The organism is Streptomyces pyxinicus (assembly GCF_024753135.1).
In the GTDB taxonomy this organism is placed as follows: domain Bacteria; phylum Actinomycetota; class Actinomycetes; order Streptomycetales; family Streptomycetaceae; genus Streptomyces; species Streptomyces pyxinicus.
On the sequence record NZ_JANUGP010000004.1, the window covers coordinates 315,732 to 331,441 of the forward strand.

Consider the following 15,710-nt stretch of genomic DNA (forward strand, 5'->3'; position numbering starts at 1 on the left):
CGTGAGCGTCTCGCACGGATCGACGGGCCAGGACGCCGACACGCGCCGGACGTCCCATGCCCGGCACGGTGCCGAGGAACTGTGCGCGGCGGGCCGGGAGCTGTACGCACGCGCACTGCGCGAAGGGCAGGTCGACGCCGCCGACGCCGCCGACGCTCCCTGTCTGCCGGCCCTGGGGCTGCTTCGGCCCCACGCGGAGAACCCCGGGCGGCTGGAGCCCGTACCGGCCTCCGTGGCCCTGCACCGGCTGCTCCGCTCGACCACCGACCGCATCGCCGACGAACGCCGCCGCGGGGCCCGGCTGGCGGACGCGTTCGAACCGTTCCTGCGGATCGACGGCCGGCTCACCGGCAACGGCACGGACACGCCGGCCCTGCGCGTGCTCCACGGCACCGCACGGATCGACGAGGCCGTCACGGAGGCCATCAGCGCGGCCCGCCAAGAGGTGTGGTGTGTCCGGCCGCACCACGAGGATCACGCCTCGTACGGTGTTGCCGTACCGCGTGACCAGGCGTTCCTGGACCGCGGTGGCCGCATCCGCGCCCTGCACCGGCACACCCATCGCCAGGTGTCCGCCGTCGCCGCCCACTACGAGCAACTCAGCGGTGACATCGAGGCGCGCGGCTTGGACGAGGTCACCGACCGGCTGGTCGCCGTCGACCACACCGTCGCCTTCGTCCCGGCGGCCACCGACGGCACCCTTGCCCTGGAGGTACGGCACCCCGCCCTGCTCGCCTACTTCGCGAGCACCTTCGACCGGCTGTGGCGGCTGGCCGCGCCCATGTTCCCGCGGAGCGTCCGGTGGCCCGCGGCGGCGGACGTCACCGCGCGGGAGCGGGCCATCGCCGCCCTTCTCGTCGAAGGCCACACGGACGCCGTCATCGCCGACCGCCTCGGCATGAACGTCCGCACCGCCCGACTGCACATCGCCAGGCTGGCCGCCACCTTCGGCAGCGAGAGCCGGACCCAGCTGGGCTATCTCCTCGCGCGTTCGGGGGTACTCGACCGGCAGGAGGGGACGGTCGAGTGAAGCATCACGAGCACGGCGCCGACGCATTGTGCCCCGCCGGGAAGACGCTGTACGAGCGTGCCCTGCGCGAGGGCCGGCTGACCGCCGCCGAGGCCGCCGAGGCCCCCTGCCTGACCTCGCTGGGGCTGCTGCACCCGGCGGTGGACGACCTCGGCCGACTGGAACCGGCCACCCCCGCCGCTGTACTGGACCGCTTCCTGAGCGCCTCCCAGGACCGCATCCACGAAACACGCCGCCGCGAGGAGCGCCTGCTGGAGCTGTTCGAGCCCCTGCTGCGCGGCACGCCTCCTCCCGAACCGGCCGACACCCCCACCCTGCGGCTGCTCAGCGGCACCGACGCCATCAACGAGGCGATCAGCGACGCCATGGCGACGGCGGCCCACGAGCTGTGGTCCATCCAGCCCCACGTGCACTACCACGACGAACGCGGTCTGACGACACAGGACATGGCGATGGACCGCGACCAGGCCCTCCTCGACCGAGGATGCCGCATCCGCACCCTCTACCAGCACACCCAGCGCCACATGCCGCTCATCGACGCCCGCTACGAACAGCTACGCGGCCGCGCGGAGGCCCGTACCCTGGACGAACTGCCGGACCGGCACATCATCGTGGACGCGGCGGTCGCCTTCGTCCCGGCCGGCGACGACCAGCGGCTCGCCCTGGAGGTGCGCCACCCGGCGCTCGTCGGATTCTTCCGCACCGCCTTCGAACGGCTCTGGCAGCTGGCCACGCCCATGTACCCGCGGGCGGTCCAGCCGCGTTCCTCCGGCGGCGTCACCCCCCGTCAGCGGGCCATCGCCACCCTCCTCGTGGAAGGCCACACGGACGCCGCCATAGCGGAGCGGCTCGGGATGAACGTCCGCACCACCCGTCTGCACATCTCCAAGCTCGCCACCACCCTCGGCAGCGAGAGCCGGGCCCAGCTCGGGTATCTCATCGCGCGTTCGGGGATTCTCGACCAGGAGGCCGCCGACCGATGAGTCACCGTGCGCACGGTGTCGAGGACCTCTGCGCCGAGGGCGTGGCACTGTACGAACTCGCCCTCAAGCAAGGCCACATCAGCGCCGCCGAGGCCGAAGGCGCCCCGTGCCTGACCGACTTCGGGCTTGTGCAGCCCGCCCTCGACGATCTCACCCGGCTGGAGCCCGTCGCTCCCGAGGTCGCGCTGCACCGCCTCCTGCGCGGCGCCCGGGCCCGGGCCGCCGAGGAACACCGGCGCGAGGAGAAGCTGGTGGAACTCTTCGAACCGCTGTTGCGCGGCGAGAGCCAGCCCACCACGCCCGACGCCGTGCCGGGCCTGCGCATCCTCAGCGGGCTCCCCCGCATCAACGAGGCCATCGGGGAGGCGATGCGGGAGGCGACCGTCGAACTGCTCGCCATGCAGCCGACCACCAACCTCTACCAGGAGGGCGGCCGCACGGCACGGGTCATCGCCCTGGAGCGGGACCAGGCGCTGCTCGACCGGGGCGCCCGTATCCGCACCCTGTACCAGCACACCCAGCGGCACGCCCCCCTGCTCCACGCCCGCTACGAGATCCTGCGGGGTGATGTGGAGGCCCGCTCACTGGACGAACTGCCCGAGCGGCTCCTCGTCGTGGACCGGGCGGTCGCCTTCATCCCGGCCAACACCGACCGCAGCCTGGCCGTGGAGGTGCGCCACCCGCCGCTGGTGAGCTATCTGATGAAGGTCTTCGACCGGCTGTGGCGGCTGGCCACGCCGATGTACCCGAAGGCCCAGGCCGTCCGGAAACCGTCCGTCGACGGCGTCACCCCCCGCCAGCAGGCCATCGCCGCCCTCCTCGTGGAAGGCCACACGGACGCCGCCATAGCGGAACGGCTCGGGATGAACATCCGTACCGCCAGGCTCCACATCGCCAAGCTCGCCGCCGCGCTCGGCAGTGAGAGCCGGGCTCAGCTCGGGTATCTCATAGGACGGTCGGGGATCCTTGATCAGGGACGGTGAGGGCGCCGGAGCGGCTGCCGTCCAGGCCCACCTGGGCGATGCGGACGCCGAGTTGGGTACGGCTCGCCGCGCCCAGGGTCTCCGAGAGGCGGGCGATGTGGGCGCGGCAGGTGCGGACGCTGATGCCGAGGCGTTCGGCGATGACCGCGTCCTGGTGGCCCTCGGCGAGCAGCGCGGCGATGGACTGCTCGCGGTGCGAGATGCCCTCGATGCCGGTGTCGGGCAGCGGCGCGGTCAGCGGGATCGCGAGGCGCCAGAGGCGTTCGAAGACCGTCACCAGGTACTCCACCAGCGCCGGGTGGCGTAGCTCCAGGGCGAGGGTGCGGTCGGAGTTGGCCGGGATGAACGCCACCGTGCGGTCGAAGAGGATCAGCCGGTCGATGACCTCGTCCAGGGTGCGGGCCTCCACCGCGTCGCCCATCAGCTCCAGGTAGTTGAGCAGCCCCTGGCCGTGCCGCGCCACGTGCGTGTACAGGTCCCGCATCCGCACGCCCCGCCCGCGCAGCTCCAGCGCCCGGTGCAGGCCCTCGGTCAGCTCGGCCTCCCGTCGGATGCCGCCCGGCTGCACGGTGAGCACCTCGGTCGTGCACGCCTCGGTCGCCTCGTCCATCGCGGCCTGGATACGGGAGAGTCCGTCCAGCACCCGGATCGCGCTGCCCTCGGCCGGTGCCGCGAGCGTGTTGAGCTGCCGGCCCAGGCCCGCGTACCACTCGAACGCGGCCACCGCCGAGCCCATCCGGCGCTGGCTCTCGCTGACCTCGTCGTACACCCCGCGCAGCAGCCGGGTCATGACCTCCTGCGGGGAGGTCGGCACCAGCCACTCCATGTCGTCCGGATCCGGGTGCAGCAGGGCCAGTTCCAGCAGGCAGGGCACCGGCTCCGCGTCCGTGCGCGCCACCCGGCCCCGGCGGACGGCACGGGAGTACACCCGGTCCCCGGCCTCACACAGCCGGTCGGCACCGTGAGGATGCTCCTTGGCCCCGTGCCCGGCCATCGCCCATTCCACCCCCGGTGTGCTGCCACTTCCGCAGCGCAACTATGCGCGGCGCCGACCGGGTCCGCAACACGGCTCCGCCCACCACCACCGCCGAGAAGTGCCAGTTCGCCCGGGTATCCACCAGGCCCCGCCCCTCGCATTGCAACAAGATGATGGTGGTGGCGGGCAGTTCACCGGGGCATCGTTGGTCCCGCTTCCCCCGGGCGCCCCACCGGCGCCCGGCGCGGTCCCGGTCGGGCACCCCCCGCCCGCCGGGGCCGCGGCACCGCGCCGACGGGGGTGGCGCGGTGCCGGCGGAAGCCCCCGCGGGTACCGCCTCAGGGGCGGCTCGGGGTCACTTCAGGCCGATGGACGCGCAGGCCGCCTTGTACTTGGCCGTGCAGATGTCGTCGGCCTTGTAGATGCCGTCGGAGATCACGGTGTCCTTGATGCTGTCCCGGGTGAGCGCGCTCACCTGGACCAGCTTGGACGGGATGTCCTTGGTGGTGGGGCTGTCGACCTTGTCCTGGGTGAGGGCGTCGAACTGGATGTCCTTGCCCTGCAGCTTGGTGACGGCCATCTGCGCCGCGGCCTCGGCCTCGTCCGGGTAGGGCTTGTAGACGCTCATGTACTGGTCGCCGGCCACCACCCGCTGCACCGCGTCCAGTTCGGCGTCCTGGCCGGTGACGGGCGGCAGGTCGGTGACGCCGGCCGCCTTGAGGGCCTTGATGACGCCGCCCGCCATGCCGTCGTTGGCCGCGTAGACGCCGGCGATGTTGCCCTTGCCGATCCGCGCGATGGCCTCGGCCATGTTGGCCTCGGCGTTCTCCGGCTTCCAGTCCTTGGTGTCGTAGGACGCCGCGATGTCCACCTTGCCGTTCAGCTCGGACAGCGCGCCCTGCTTGAACTGCTTGGCGTTCGGGTCGGTGGGCGAGCCGTTCATCATGACGACCTTGTCGGAGGTGCTGACGCCCGAGCCCAGGGCCGCCAGCAGGGAGCGGGCCTGCACCTCGCCGACCAGTTCGTTGTCGAAGGAGACGTAGGCGTCGATCGGGCCCTCGGCGAGCCGGTCGTAGGCGATGACCGGGATGCCCGCGTCCTTGGCCTTCTTCACCCCGGCGGCGACGGCGTGCGCGTCGACCGCGTCGAGCAGGATGACGTCCACCTTGTCGTCGACCATGGCCTGGAGCTGCTGGGCCTGCCGGTCGGCGTTCGCGTCGGCGTTGGCGTACTTCACCTTGCCCTGCTTGCCGGTGAGTTCGGCCACCTTGTCCCGGATGATGGGATAGTCGAACTTGTCGTAGCGGGTGTTGGCCTTCTCCGGCAGCAGCAGGCCCACCGTGATGTCGTCGCCCTTGGTCGGACTCGCGCTCGCGCCGTCCCCTGTCGCGTTCAGCACGCCGCAGCCGGCGAGCGAGAGGGTCATCGTGGACGCGGCCACGGATAGGGCGATACGACGCATTCGGGGGCTCACTTCAGGTGCGTTCCGGACGTGGGTGCTGCTATACGACCCAGGTGTCTGAAAAGACAACGCGGAGCCCGTACCCGGCGTCAAGCGGAATCACTTAACGAGTCCGCAACACCACGCTCGGCCGTCCCTGTGAAGACTTCGCGGAACCTCCTTCATCACCCCTTTACGGACCCCCCATACAAAGGGAGTTCACGATTCGGCAAAGAACGGGGCAACCTGGCGCGCAACCTGCACACCCCGCTCGCCTAGGGGCACCGACCGGACCTCGAATCGATCAGAGGAGCGAATGAACTCGGCCAACGAAGCCGGCATACGCGGTGAGCGGGGCCGGGGGCCGGGCACGGCGAAGGGCCCGCGGGCGCTGTCGCCCACGGGCCCTCGGCCTCGTTCGTTCCGCTCGGCGGACGGGCCCTGCGCGGCGCGGGCTCAGTCCTTCTGCTGCTGCCGCTTGGGGCGCCACACCACCAGCGCGCTGGTCTGCTGGACCTCCTGGTACGGCACCAGGTCGCGGCGGTAGGAAGCGTGTACGGCGGCCTCGCGCTGCCGCATCGCCGCCGCGGCGCCGTCCAGGGCCGCCTCCATCTCCGCGAGGCGGGACTGGAGGGCGACGACCTGGTTCTCCAGTTCGATGATCCGCTTGATGCCGGCCAGGTTGATGCCCTCGTCCTGCGACAACTGCTGCACCTGGCGGAGCAGTTCGATGTCACGGGCCGAGTAGCGGCGGCCCCGGCCGGCGGTGCGGTCCGGGGACACCAGGCCCAGGCGGTCGTACTGGCGCAGCGTCTGCGGGTGGAGTCCGGACAGCTGGGCCGCCACCGAGATGACGTAGACCGGGGTCTCCTCGGTCAGTTCATACGGATTACGTCGACGGCCGTCCATCACTCTCAGGCTCCCTTCGCGGCCTCGAACAGCTCGGCCCGCGGATCCTCGTCCACGGTCGCCTCGCGATACGCCTCCAGCGCCTCACGAGCCTTCCCCGACAGGTCCTGGGGGACACTCACCTCGACGGTGACCAACAGGTCGCCGCGGGTGCCGTCCTTGCGGACCGCGCCCTTGCCCCGCGCCCGCATCGTACGGCCGTTCGGCGTGCCGGGGGGCAGTTTCAGGGTGACGGCGGGGCCGCCCAGGGTCGGCACCCGGACCTCGCCGCCGAGCGCGGCCTCGGTGTACGTCACCGGCACGGTGACGGTCAGGTTGTCGCCCTTGCGCCCGAACACCGGGTGCTCGCCGACGTGCACGACCACGTACAGGTCGCCCGCCGGTCCGCCCCTCTCGCCGGGCGCGCCCTTGCCGCGCAGCCGGATGCGCTGCCCGTCGGTGACGCCCGCCGGGATGCGCACCTGCATCGTCCGCGAGGACTTGGCGCGCCCACTGCCGTTGCACTCCATGCAGGGGTGCTCGGCGATCAGGCCGCGGCCCTTGCAGTCGGGGCACGGGTCGGTCAGCGAGAAGCCGCCGCCCGAGCCCCGGGCGACCTGCCCGGTACCGACGCAGGTCGGGCACACGCGCGGTGTGCCGTTCTTGTCGCCGGTGCCCGAACAGGCCTTGCAGGGCTGCTGGGACGTCATCCTGAGCGGGACCGTCGCCCCCTCGATCGCCTCGGTGAAGCTGAGGGTGACCTCGGTGTCGACGTCCTGCCCGCGCCGCGGCTGCGTCCGGGTGGTGCCCCCGGCGGCGCCGCCGCGGTTGAACAGGCCCCCGAAGACATCGCCTATGCCGCCGCCGAAGCCGCCGCTCTGGGCGCCTCCGCCGCCGCCTCCTCCGAAGAGGTCGCCCAGGTCGAAGTTGAAGGAGCCGCCGGCGGCACCCGGCCCGGGACGGAAACCGCCGTTCCCGAACAGGGCGCGCGCCTCGTCGTACTCCTTGCGCTTCTTGGGGTCGCCGAGGATGTCGTTGGCCTCGGAGATCTCCTTGAAGCGCTCCTCCGCCTTGGTGTTGCCCTTGTTCGCGTCCGGGTGGAACTCGCGGGCGAGCTTCCGGTACGCCTTCTTGATCTCGGCCTCGGTGGCGTCCTTGGGGACGCCGAGGACCTTGTAGTAGTCCTTCTCGATGAAGTCCTTGGTGCTCATCCCCGACGTCCCTCCTCCCGTGCGTCCTCCGTGACCACGTCAGCCCTCTTCCGGGCCACCGGTCTCCTTGTCGTCGGCCGCCGGGCCGCTCTCCTCGGCGCCCTCGGCCTTGACGGTCTGCGCGCCGGGCTGCGGTTCGGCGACGGCCACCCGCGCGGGGCGGATGGTGCGCTCGCCGATGCGGTACCCGGGCTGCAGGATCGCCACGCAGGTCGTCTCGGTGACGTCCGGCGCGTAGGAGTGCATCAGGGCCTCGTGGATCGTCGGGTCGAAGGGCTCGCCCTCCTTGCCGAACTGCTGGAGGCCCATCTTGGCCGCGACGGTCTCCAGCGACTCGGCGACGGACTTGAACCCGCCCACCAGTTCGCCGTGTTCCCGCGCGCGGCCGATGTCGTCGAGCACGGGCAGGAGCTCGGTCAGGAGGTTCGCGACGGCGATCTCCTTGACCGCGATCCGGTCGCGCTCGACCCGGCGGCGGTAGTTCTGGTACTCGGCCTGGAGCCGCTGGAGGTCCAGCGTGCGCTCGTTGAGCGCGGTGCGGACCTGGTCCAGCTGGGCGACCAGACCGGCGTCTGCGTTGGCGTCCCCGGCCGGGGCCGCCGCCTCCTCCGCGGAGGGGTCGGCGGCCTTCGGCTCGGCGTCGTCGGGGCCGGCGCCGGAGGGGACGTCGGGCTTCTCCTCGAAGCCCGGGGTCTCCTCCGTCACGCGGCACCGTCCTTGCGCTCGTCGTCCACGATCTCGGCGTCCACGACGTCGTCGTCGGCCTTGGCCTCGCCGGCACCGGGCTCACCGGCACCGCCGGCGGCCTGCGCGCCCTGGGCGTCGGCGTACATCGCCTGGCCCAGCTTCTGCGAGACGGCCGCGACCTTCTCCGTGGCGGAGCGGATCTCGGCGGTGTCCTCGCCCTTGAGGGCTTCCTTCAGCTCGCCGACCGCGCCTTCGACCTCGGTCTTGATCTCGCCGGGGACCTTGTCCTCGTTGTCCTTGAGGAACTTCTCGGTCTGGTAGACGAGCTGCTCGCCCTGGTTGCGGGACTCGGCGGCCTCGCGGCGGGCGTGGTCCTCCTCCGCGTACTTCTCGGCCTCCTGGCGCATCCGGTCGACCTCGTCCTTCGGCAGCGAGGAGCCGCCGGTGACGGTCATCTTCTGCTCCTTGCCGGTGCCGAGGTCCTTCGCCGTGACGTGCATGATGCCGTTGGCGTCGATGTCGAAGGCGACCTCGATCTGCGGGACGCCACGCGGCGCCGGCGGCAGACCGGTCAGCTCGAACATGCCGAGCTTCTTGTTGTACGCCGCGATCTCGCGCTCGCCCTGGTAGACCTGGATCTGCACGGACGGCTGGTTGTCCTCGGCCGTCGTGAAGATCTCGGACCGCTTGGTCGGGATCGTGGTGTTGCGCTCGATCAGCTTGGTCATGATGCCGCCCTTGGTCTCGATACCGAGGGACAGCGGGGTGACGTCGAGCAGCAGGACGTCCTTGACCTCGCCCTTGAGGACACCGGCCTGGAGCGCGGCGCCGATGGCGACGACCTCGTCCGGGTTGACGCCCTTGTTGGCCTCGTTGCCGCCGGTCAGCTCCTTGACCAGCTCGGCGACGGCGGGCATACGCGTGGAGCCGCCGACGAGGACGACGTGGTCGATCTCGCCGAGCTGGATGCCGGCGTCCTTGATCACGTTGTGGAACGGCGTCTTGCAGCGCTCCAGCAGGTCCGCGGTCAGCTGCTGGAACTGGGCGCGGGTGAGCTTCTCGTCCAGGTGCAGCGGGCCCTCGGCGGACGCCGTGATGTACGGCAGGTTGATCGAGGTCTCGGTGGACGAGGACAGCTCGATCTTGGCCTTCTCGGCGGCCTCGCGCAGGCGCTGCAGGGCCATCTTGTCCTTGGACAGGTCCACGCCGTGACCGGACTGGAACTGCTTGACCAGGTAGTCGACGACGCGCTGGTCCCAGTCGTCACCACCGAGGTGGTTGTCGCCGTTGGTGGCCTTCACCTCGACGACGCCGTCGCCGATCTCCAGCAGGGACACGTCGAAGGTGCCGCCGCCGAGGTCGAAGACGAGGATCGTCTGGTCGTCCTTGTCGAGGCCGTACGCGAGCGCCGCCGCGGTCGGCTCGTTGACGATGCGCAGGACGTTCAGACCGGCGATCTCGCCGGCCTCCTTGGTCGCCTGGCGCTCGGAGTCGTTGAAGTACGCCGGGACGGTGATGACCGCGTCGGTCACCTTCTCGCCCAGGTAGGACTCGGCGTCCCGCTTCAGCTTCTGCAGGATGAACGCGGAGATCTGCTGGGGGTTGAAGTCCTTCCCGTCCAGCTGGATCTTCCAGTCGGTGCCCATGTGACGCTTCACCGAGCGGATGGTCCGGTCCACGTTCGTGACCGCCTGGCGCTTGGCGACCTCGCCGACGAGCACCTCACCGTTCTTCGCGAAGGCGACGACGGACGGCGTGGTCCTGGCACCCTCGGCGTTGGTGATGACGGTGGGCTCGCCGCCCTCCAGAACGCTGACGACGGAGTTAGTCGTGCCCAGGTCGATGCCGACCGCACGTGCCATGGTTGATTCCTCCAGCTGACTTGAGTGCAACAGGCTCAAGTGTGCACGACGGAACGGCGCCGGTCAACAGACCTGAGCCAACAGGACTCAAGTCTTATCCGTTCCTTACACGCAATGAGCCTGTGACCTGCGTGGATGCCGGCCGCCGCGCGGTCCGGACCGGAATCCGGAAGAGCGCGAGGACGACGAAAAGCGCCCCGCCCGCCACCCAGAGCGCTGCCGAGCCGCCCGTCCAGCCGGTGTGCACGAGCACCCCCACGAGCACCGCCGAGAAGGCCCCGGCGCCGAGCAGCACCACGGACGCCTGGGGGGTCAGCCCGAGGCCCCGCAGCCGGTGCCCGAGATGGTCAGGGCCGCGCCTGAGCAGCGGGCGCCGGGCCACCACCCGGGCGAGCACCACGAGCACCGTGTCGGCGGCGGCGACCGCGCCCAGGCAGAACACCACCGCCGCGCTCGGTCCGATCGCGTACCCCGCGCGCGTGAAGACAACCGACGAGGCGAGCAGGAATCCGGTGAACAGCGATCCGCAGGCGCCCATGCCCACGCGCGCGGGATGCCAGTTGTGCATCAGGAAGCCGGTGAGGGCGGCGGCGAACACGCTCAGCAGCACGGCGAGCCCGTCCATCACCTCCGCCGCGGCACAGGCCGCCGCCCCGAACGCGGTCACCACCCCGACCGTCCCGGCCAGCCCGTCGGCATGGTCCAGCCCCTTGAAGGCCAGCGCGGCGAGCACGATCCAGCCCACCGCCAGCAGCCCGCCCGGCACCCCCGTAGCGTCGTACGGCACCACGCAGGCCGCCGCCACCGCCGTACCGGCGACCAGCACCCGCGCGCGCAGCCGCCACACGTCGGCGACCAGCCCCAGCGCGGCGACCCCGGCGGCGGCGACCAGCAGCCGCCCCACTCCCTGCCCCAGGGGGGCGACCCGGGTCCATTCGCCCACCCAGGCGACCAGACAGGTGACGATCACGACGGCGAGGCCGCCGAGCGCCGGCAACGGCCGCTGCCGGCGCCGGTCGAGGATGCCCAGCCGCAGCGCGGGCACCCTGAGCAGCGCCGCGAGGACGGCGGCGAGGAGCAGGGCGGCGGTGGCGGCTGCGATCCCGTAGAGCACGGCTCTAAGGTAGGGGCTTATGTAGCAAATCGGGATGAATAACACGATCGGATTGCCTGAGGAGGCGCGTCGGGAGTAGTGGCGGCAGTGGCGGGACGAGGAACGCCGGCCGGATCACGGACGACGGGGAAGGCGTGCCTCAGCGACCCATATCACCCCGCGTCCGGCTGCATCCCGACGGAAGATGGGGGTAGTCTCAGACGGACTGCATAAGTTACCGCTTAGTAATATCGCTCGGTTCACATCGAGGCCGCCCCAGGAGCGTCAATGCAACTCGCCGCGATCATCGTGTCGCTGGTCCTGATCGTGGTCGGCGTGGCACTGTTCGGCCGCGCCGTCCTTGAGCTGTACAAGTTCATGCGGCTGGGCCAGCCGGTGCCGGCCGGGACCCGCACCGACAACCCGTACCAGCGCACCGTCACCGTGGTGCGCGAGTTCCTGGGCCACACCCGGATGAACCGCTGGGGAGTCGTCGGCGTCGCGCACTGGTTCGTGGCGGTCGGCTTCTTCTCGCTGCTGCTGACGATCGTCAACGCCATCGGCCAGCTCTTCCAGGCCGACTGGATCCTGCCGGTCATCGGCGACTGGGCGCCGTACAACATGTTCGTCGAGTTCATCGGCACCATGACGGTCCTGGGCATCCTCGTCCTGATCGGCATCCGCCAGCTGAGCAAGCCCGGCAAGGCGGGCCGCAAGTCCCGCTTCGCCGGCTCCAACTTCGGCCAGGCGTACTTCGTCGAGACCGTCATCCTCATCGTCGGCGTCTGCATCTTCACGCTGCACGCCCTGGAGGGCGCCCAGCACCACGTCGACGGCTACGAGGCCTCCTTCTTCATCTCGTACCCGGTGGTGAAGTGGTTCGGCGGCATGGACGTCTCCACGCTCCAGAACCTCACCTACTTCTTCGCCGGCCTGAAGATCGCGACCTCCTTCATCTGGATGATCGTGGTGGCGCTGAAGACGGACATGGGTGTCGCCTGGCACCGGTTCCTGGCCTTCCCGAACATCTGGTTCAAGCGCGACGCCGCCGGCGGGACCGCGCTGGGCGGGCTGCTGCCGATGACGTCGGGCGGCAAGGCGATCGACTTCACCGACCCCGGCGAGGACGACGTCTTCGGTGTCTCGCAGGTCGAGCAGTTCTCCTGGAAGGGCCTGCTGGACTTTTCCACCTGCACCGAGTGCGGACGCTGCCAGTCGCAGTGCCCGGCCTGGAACACCGGCAAGCCGCTGTCGCCGAAGCTGCTGATCATGTCCCTGCGCGACCACGCCCACGCCAAGGCGCCGTACCTGCTGGCCGGCGGCGGCAAGACCATGGAGGGCGAGGAGAAGGGGTCCGAGGAGGCCCTGAAGACCGTCCCGGCCGCCGCCCTCGCCGAGGCCGAACGCCCGTTGATCGGCACCGCCGAGGAGAACGGCGTCATCGACCCGGACGTGCTGTGGTCCTGCACCACCTGCGGCGCCTGCGTCGAGCAGTGCCCGGTCGACATCGAGCACGTCGACCACATCGTCGACATGCGCCGCTACCAGGTCATGATCGAGTCGGCGTTCCCCTCCGAGGCCGGCACGATGCTGAAGAACCTGGAGAAGAAGGGCAATCCCTGGGGCCTGGCCAAGAAGCAGCGCCTGGAGTGGACGAAGGAGGTCGACTTCGAGGTCCCCGTCGTCGGCAGGGACATCGAGGACCTCACCGAGGTCGAATACCTCTACTGGGTGGGCTGCGCCGGCGCCCTGGAGGACCGCGCGAAGAAGACCACCAAGGCCTTCGCGGAACTCCTCCACATCGCCGGCGTCACGTTCGCCATCATGGGCGGCGACGAGAAGTGCACCGGCGACTCCGCCCGCCGCCTGGGCAACGAACCGCTCTTCCAGGAACTCGGCATGGAGAACGTCGCCGCGCTGAACATGGCCTTCGGCGAGGATGACGAGGACGAGAGCACGAAGAAGCCGAAGTCGGCCAAGAAGATCGTCGCGACCTGCCCGCACTGCCTGAACACCCTCGGCAACGAGTACCCCCAGCTCGGCGGCGACTACGAGGTCATCCACCACACCCAGCTGCTCCAGCACCTGGTCGACGCGGGCAAGCTGGTCCCCGTCACCCCGGTCGAGGGCATCATCACCTACCACGACCCCTGCTACCTGGGCCGCCACAACAAGATCTACACGCCCCCGCGCGAGATCATCGGCAAGGTCCCGGGCCTCAGGAACGAGGAGATGCACCGCCACAAGGAACGCGGCTTCTGCTGCGGCGCCGGCGGCGCCCGGATGTGGATGGAAGAGCGCATCGGCAAGCGCATCAACAACGAGCGCGTCGACGAGGCCCTCTCCCTCAACCCCGACATCGTCTCCACCGCCTGCCCGTTCTGCCTCGTCATGCTCACCGACTCCGTCAACGGCAAGAAAAACGACGGTCAGGCCAAGGAATCCATCCAGGTCGTGGACGTCGCCCAGCTCCTGCTGGACTCGGTGAAGACCCCGCTCGACCCGGCCGGCGAGACCGAGCCGGAGACCGAGCCGGAGCCGGAACCGGTGAAGTAACCGCCGCTCCCCGCTCTTCGGCGCCCCCTGCCCCGCACAGGCAGGGGGCGCCGTCGTACGTGCGGGTTCCGACGCGCGTGTCACACGGGGGCCGGCCGCCTCGTCCCATGGGCACAGGCACTCGTCCTCAGGGAGTGGAGCGGAACATGAACCTGGCGCTGTGGATCGCCACCGGGCTGCTGGCGGCGGTCGCCCTCACCGGTGGGGTCAGCAAGACGTTCGTACCCAAGGAGCGGCTGGCCGCGGTGCACGGCGGCGGCTGGACCGCGAACGTCGGCGCCGGCTTCGTGAAGTCGCTCGGCGTGCTCGAACTGCTCGCCGCGGCCGGCCTCGTCCTCACCGCCGCGCTCGGCATCGCGGCCTTTCTGGTGCCGGTGACCGCGATCTGCTGGACCCTCCTGATGGCCGGTGCGATGATCACGCACGGCCGCCGCGGCGAGCGGGGCCTCGTGCTGCTGAACCTGGCCTACCTGGCACTCGCGGCGTTCATCGCCTGGGGACGCCTCGGCCCCGCGCCCTTCGCCGCCTGACGGCACCGCACGCAGCCGTACCCAGCCACCTCACGCGGGGGGAGCCGCCATGAACCGGACAGAGGAGTTCCAGGAACTGCGACCGCTGCTGTTCTCCCTCGCCTACCGGATCCTCGGCGAGGTGGGCGAGGCCGAGGACACGGTCCAGGAGACCTGGCTGCGCTACGCCGCCGCCACGACGGAGCCCCGGTCGGTCAAGGCGTTCCTCTCCACCACGGTGACCCGGCTCGCGATCGACGTGCTGCGCTCGGCCCGCGTGCGGCGCGAGCGGTACGCCGGGCCCTGGCTGCCCGAACCGCTGCTCGCCGACCCCTACGAGGACCCGGCGCGCGCCGCCGAACTGGCCGACTCGGTGTCGATGGCCGCCCTGCTGCTGCTCGAACGGCTCAGCCCGCTGGAGCGCGCGGTGTTCGTGCTGCGCGAGGTGTTCGACTTCGGCTTCCCCGAGGTCGCGGAGGCGGTGAGCCGCTCGGAGCCGGCCTGCCGCCAGCTCGCGCTGCGCGCCCGGCGCCACATGTCCGAGGGCCGGCCCCGCTTCGCGGCGGACCGCCGAGAGCGCGAGGAACTGTCGTCCCGCTTCTTCGACGCCCTGCGCGAGGGCGACGTGGCCGCCCTCCAGGGCCTGCTCGCCGCCGACGTGTCGATGGTCGGGGACGGCGGCGGCAAGGCACCGCGGCTGGCGCGGGCCGTCGCCGGGGCCAAACACGTGGCCCGGCTGCTCGACCTCGCGTTCTCCCGGACGGCCCGGCTCGGCGTGACCTGGGAGCCGCGGGAGGTCAACGGCGCGCCGGGGGCGATCGTCCGGGACCGGGACGGCAGGGTGCTCAAAGCCCTGGCGCTCGACGTGCTGGACGGCCGGATCCAGGCCGTCCGCCTGGTCGTCAACCCCGACAAGCTCCGGCACCTGGGCCCGGTGGGGGACGCCTGGGCGATCGACCGCGAGGCCCGGCGCCGCCCCCGGGAGTGACGGACGGGCCGGGGCCGTTCCCCCGTCCCGCCGGCTCGTCGCTCAGGCGGTCTTCGGCGCCGCCTGCTGCACCACCTCGAAGGACCACAGCGTGGAGCCGGTCGCGGCCGGACGAGGCCGCTCCCCGCCCTCGTGCGAGCCGCCCTCGGGAGAGCCGCCCTGGTGCGCGGCCTTCATCGGCCCCTCCATCCACGCCTGGAAGGACTGCTCGTCACGCCAGCGCGTGTACACGAGGTACTGGTCGGTGCCCTCCAGGGGCCGCAGCAGCTCGAACCACTCGAACCCGTCGGAGTTCTCCACGGTGTGGGCCCGCGAGGCGAACCGCTTCTCCAGCGTCTCCCGCTGCTCGGCGGGAACGGTCAGCACATTGATCTTCACAACGCTCATGGCCCCATCCTCCTCCCTCCCGCACCGAAGCCACGTACAACCCTCACCCCCCGCGGCGGGTCTCTTGATCGCCGACCGCCCGGTGAACCGCGGTACAACACGCGACGAACCCGGGC

Annotated in this window: 14 protein-coding genes; 6 read left to right on the top strand and 8 right to left on the bottom strand. The window is 70.9% G+C overall.

The window, feature by feature from the left end; translation table 11 throughout:
- The first annotated feature begins 1 nt into the window (after position 1).
- Genes NX794_RS08345 through NX794_RS08355 form a run of 3 tightly spaced genes read left to right on the top strand, consistent with a single transcriptional unit; the run spans position 2 to position 2,996 of the window.
- Positions 2-1,030 carry a helix-turn-helix transcriptional regulator gene (locus NX794_RS08345; RefSeq protein WP_258777606.1) on the top strand — a complete coding sequence of 343 codons (1,029 nt, stop codon included), beginning with the start codon at positions 2-4 and terminating at the stop codon, positions 1,028-1,030.
- Entirely contained in the window at positions 1,027-2,013 is a 987-nt protein-coding gene (locus tag NX794_RS08350; RefSeq protein WP_258777607.1) for a helix-turn-helix transcriptional regulator, read from the top strand. Before NX794_RS08345 ends, NX794_RS08350 begins: the two co-directional genes overlap by 4 nt.
- Positions 2,010-2,996 (top strand): helix-turn-helix transcriptional regulator, encoded by a 987-nt coding sequence (locus NX794_RS08355; RefSeq protein ID WP_258777608.1) that lies wholly within the window; start codon positions 2,010-2,012, stop codon positions 2,994-2,996. The genes NX794_RS08350 and NX794_RS08355 overlap by 4 nt, the downstream gene beginning before the upstream one ends.
- Here the strand turns inward: NX794_RS08355 and NX794_RS08360 are convergent.
- The 7 genes from NX794_RS08360 to NX794_RS08390 all read right to left on the bottom strand — a co-directional run bounded on the left by NX794_RS08360 (position 2,959) and on the right by NX794_RS08390 (position 11,175).
- The gene (locus tag NX794_RS08360; protein WP_258777609.1) at positions 2,959-3,990 is read right to left on the bottom strand and encodes a helix-turn-helix transcriptional regulator; all 1,032 of its coding nucleotides are present in this window, start codon (positions 3,988-3,990) and stop codon (positions 2,959-2,961) included. The two genes, NX794_RS08355 and NX794_RS08360, sit on opposite strands and share 38 nt — an antisense overlap.
- Positions 3,991-4,327: 337 nt before the next feature.
- Positions 4,328-5,434 carry a sugar ABC transporter substrate-binding protein gene (locus NX794_RS08365; protein ID WP_258777610.1) on the bottom strand — a complete coding sequence of 369 codons (1,107 nt, stop codon included), beginning with the start codon at positions 5,432-5,434 and terminating at the stop codon, positions 4,328-4,330.
- 435 nt (positions 5,435-5,869) lie between these two features.
- Complete coding sequence (locus tag NX794_RS08370; protein ID WP_258777611.1) at positions 5,870-6,322, bottom strand: heat shock protein transcriptional repressor HspR; 453 nt, start codon at positions 6,320-6,322, stop codon at positions 5,870-5,872.
- 5 nt (positions 6,323-6,327) lie between these two features.
- Complete coding sequence (gene dnaJ, locus NX794_RS08375; RefSeq protein WP_258777612.1) at positions 6,328-7,512, bottom strand: molecular chaperone DnaJ; 1,185 nt, start codon at positions 7,510-7,512, stop codon at positions 6,328-6,330.
- 39 nt (positions 7,513-7,551) lie between these two features.
- A complete protein-coding gene (grpE, locus tag NX794_RS08380) occupies positions 7,552-8,217 on the bottom strand; it encodes a nucleotide exchange factor GrpE (protein WP_258777613.1) in 666 nt (221 codons plus the stop codon).
- On the bottom strand, positions 8,214-10,061 hold the full coding sequence (gene dnaK / locus NX794_RS08385; protein ID WP_258777614.1) for a molecular chaperone DnaK: 1,848 nt from the start codon (positions 10,059-10,061) through the stop codon (positions 8,214-8,216). Before dnaK ends, grpE begins: the two co-directional genes overlap by 4 nt.
- Positions 10,062-10,155: 94 nt before the next feature.
- Complete coding sequence (locus NX794_RS08390; RefSeq protein ID WP_258777615.1) at positions 10,156-11,175, bottom strand: MraY family glycosyltransferase; 1,020 nt, start codon at positions 11,173-11,175, stop codon at positions 10,156-10,158.
- A gap of 267 nt (positions 11,176-11,442) precedes the next feature.
- Between NX794_RS08390 and NX794_RS08395 the strand changes: the two genes are divergently transcribed.
- From NX794_RS08395 to NX794_RS08405, 3 genes are all read left to right on the top strand, one after another.
- Positions 11,443-13,710 (top strand): (Fe-S)-binding protein, encoded by a 2,268-nt coding sequence (locus tag NX794_RS08395; protein ID WP_258777616.1) that lies wholly within the window; start codon positions 11,443-11,445, stop codon positions 13,708-13,710.
- A gap of 146 nt (positions 13,711-13,856) precedes the next feature.
- Positions 13,857-14,240: a DoxX family protein gene (locus NX794_RS08400; protein ID WP_258777618.1), complete on the top strand. Its 384-nt coding sequence runs from the start codon at positions 13,857-13,859 to the stop codon at positions 14,238-14,240.
- A gap of 49 nt (positions 14,241-14,289) precedes the next feature.
- Positions 14,290-15,207: an RNA polymerase sigma-70 factor gene (locus tag NX794_RS08405; protein WP_258777620.1), complete on the top strand. Its 918-nt coding sequence runs from the start codon at positions 14,290-14,292 to the stop codon at positions 15,205-15,207.
- 42 nt (positions 15,208-15,249) lie between these two features.
- On the opposite strand, the gene NX794_RS08410 is transcribed toward NX794_RS08405, so the two are convergent.
- Positions 15,250-15,594 carry an antibiotic biosynthesis monooxygenase family protein gene (locus NX794_RS08410; protein WP_258777621.1) on the bottom strand — a complete coding sequence of 115 codons (345 nt, stop codon included), beginning with the start codon at positions 15,592-15,594 and terminating at the stop codon, positions 15,250-15,252.
- Positions 15,595-15,710 lie beyond the last annotated feature (116 nt).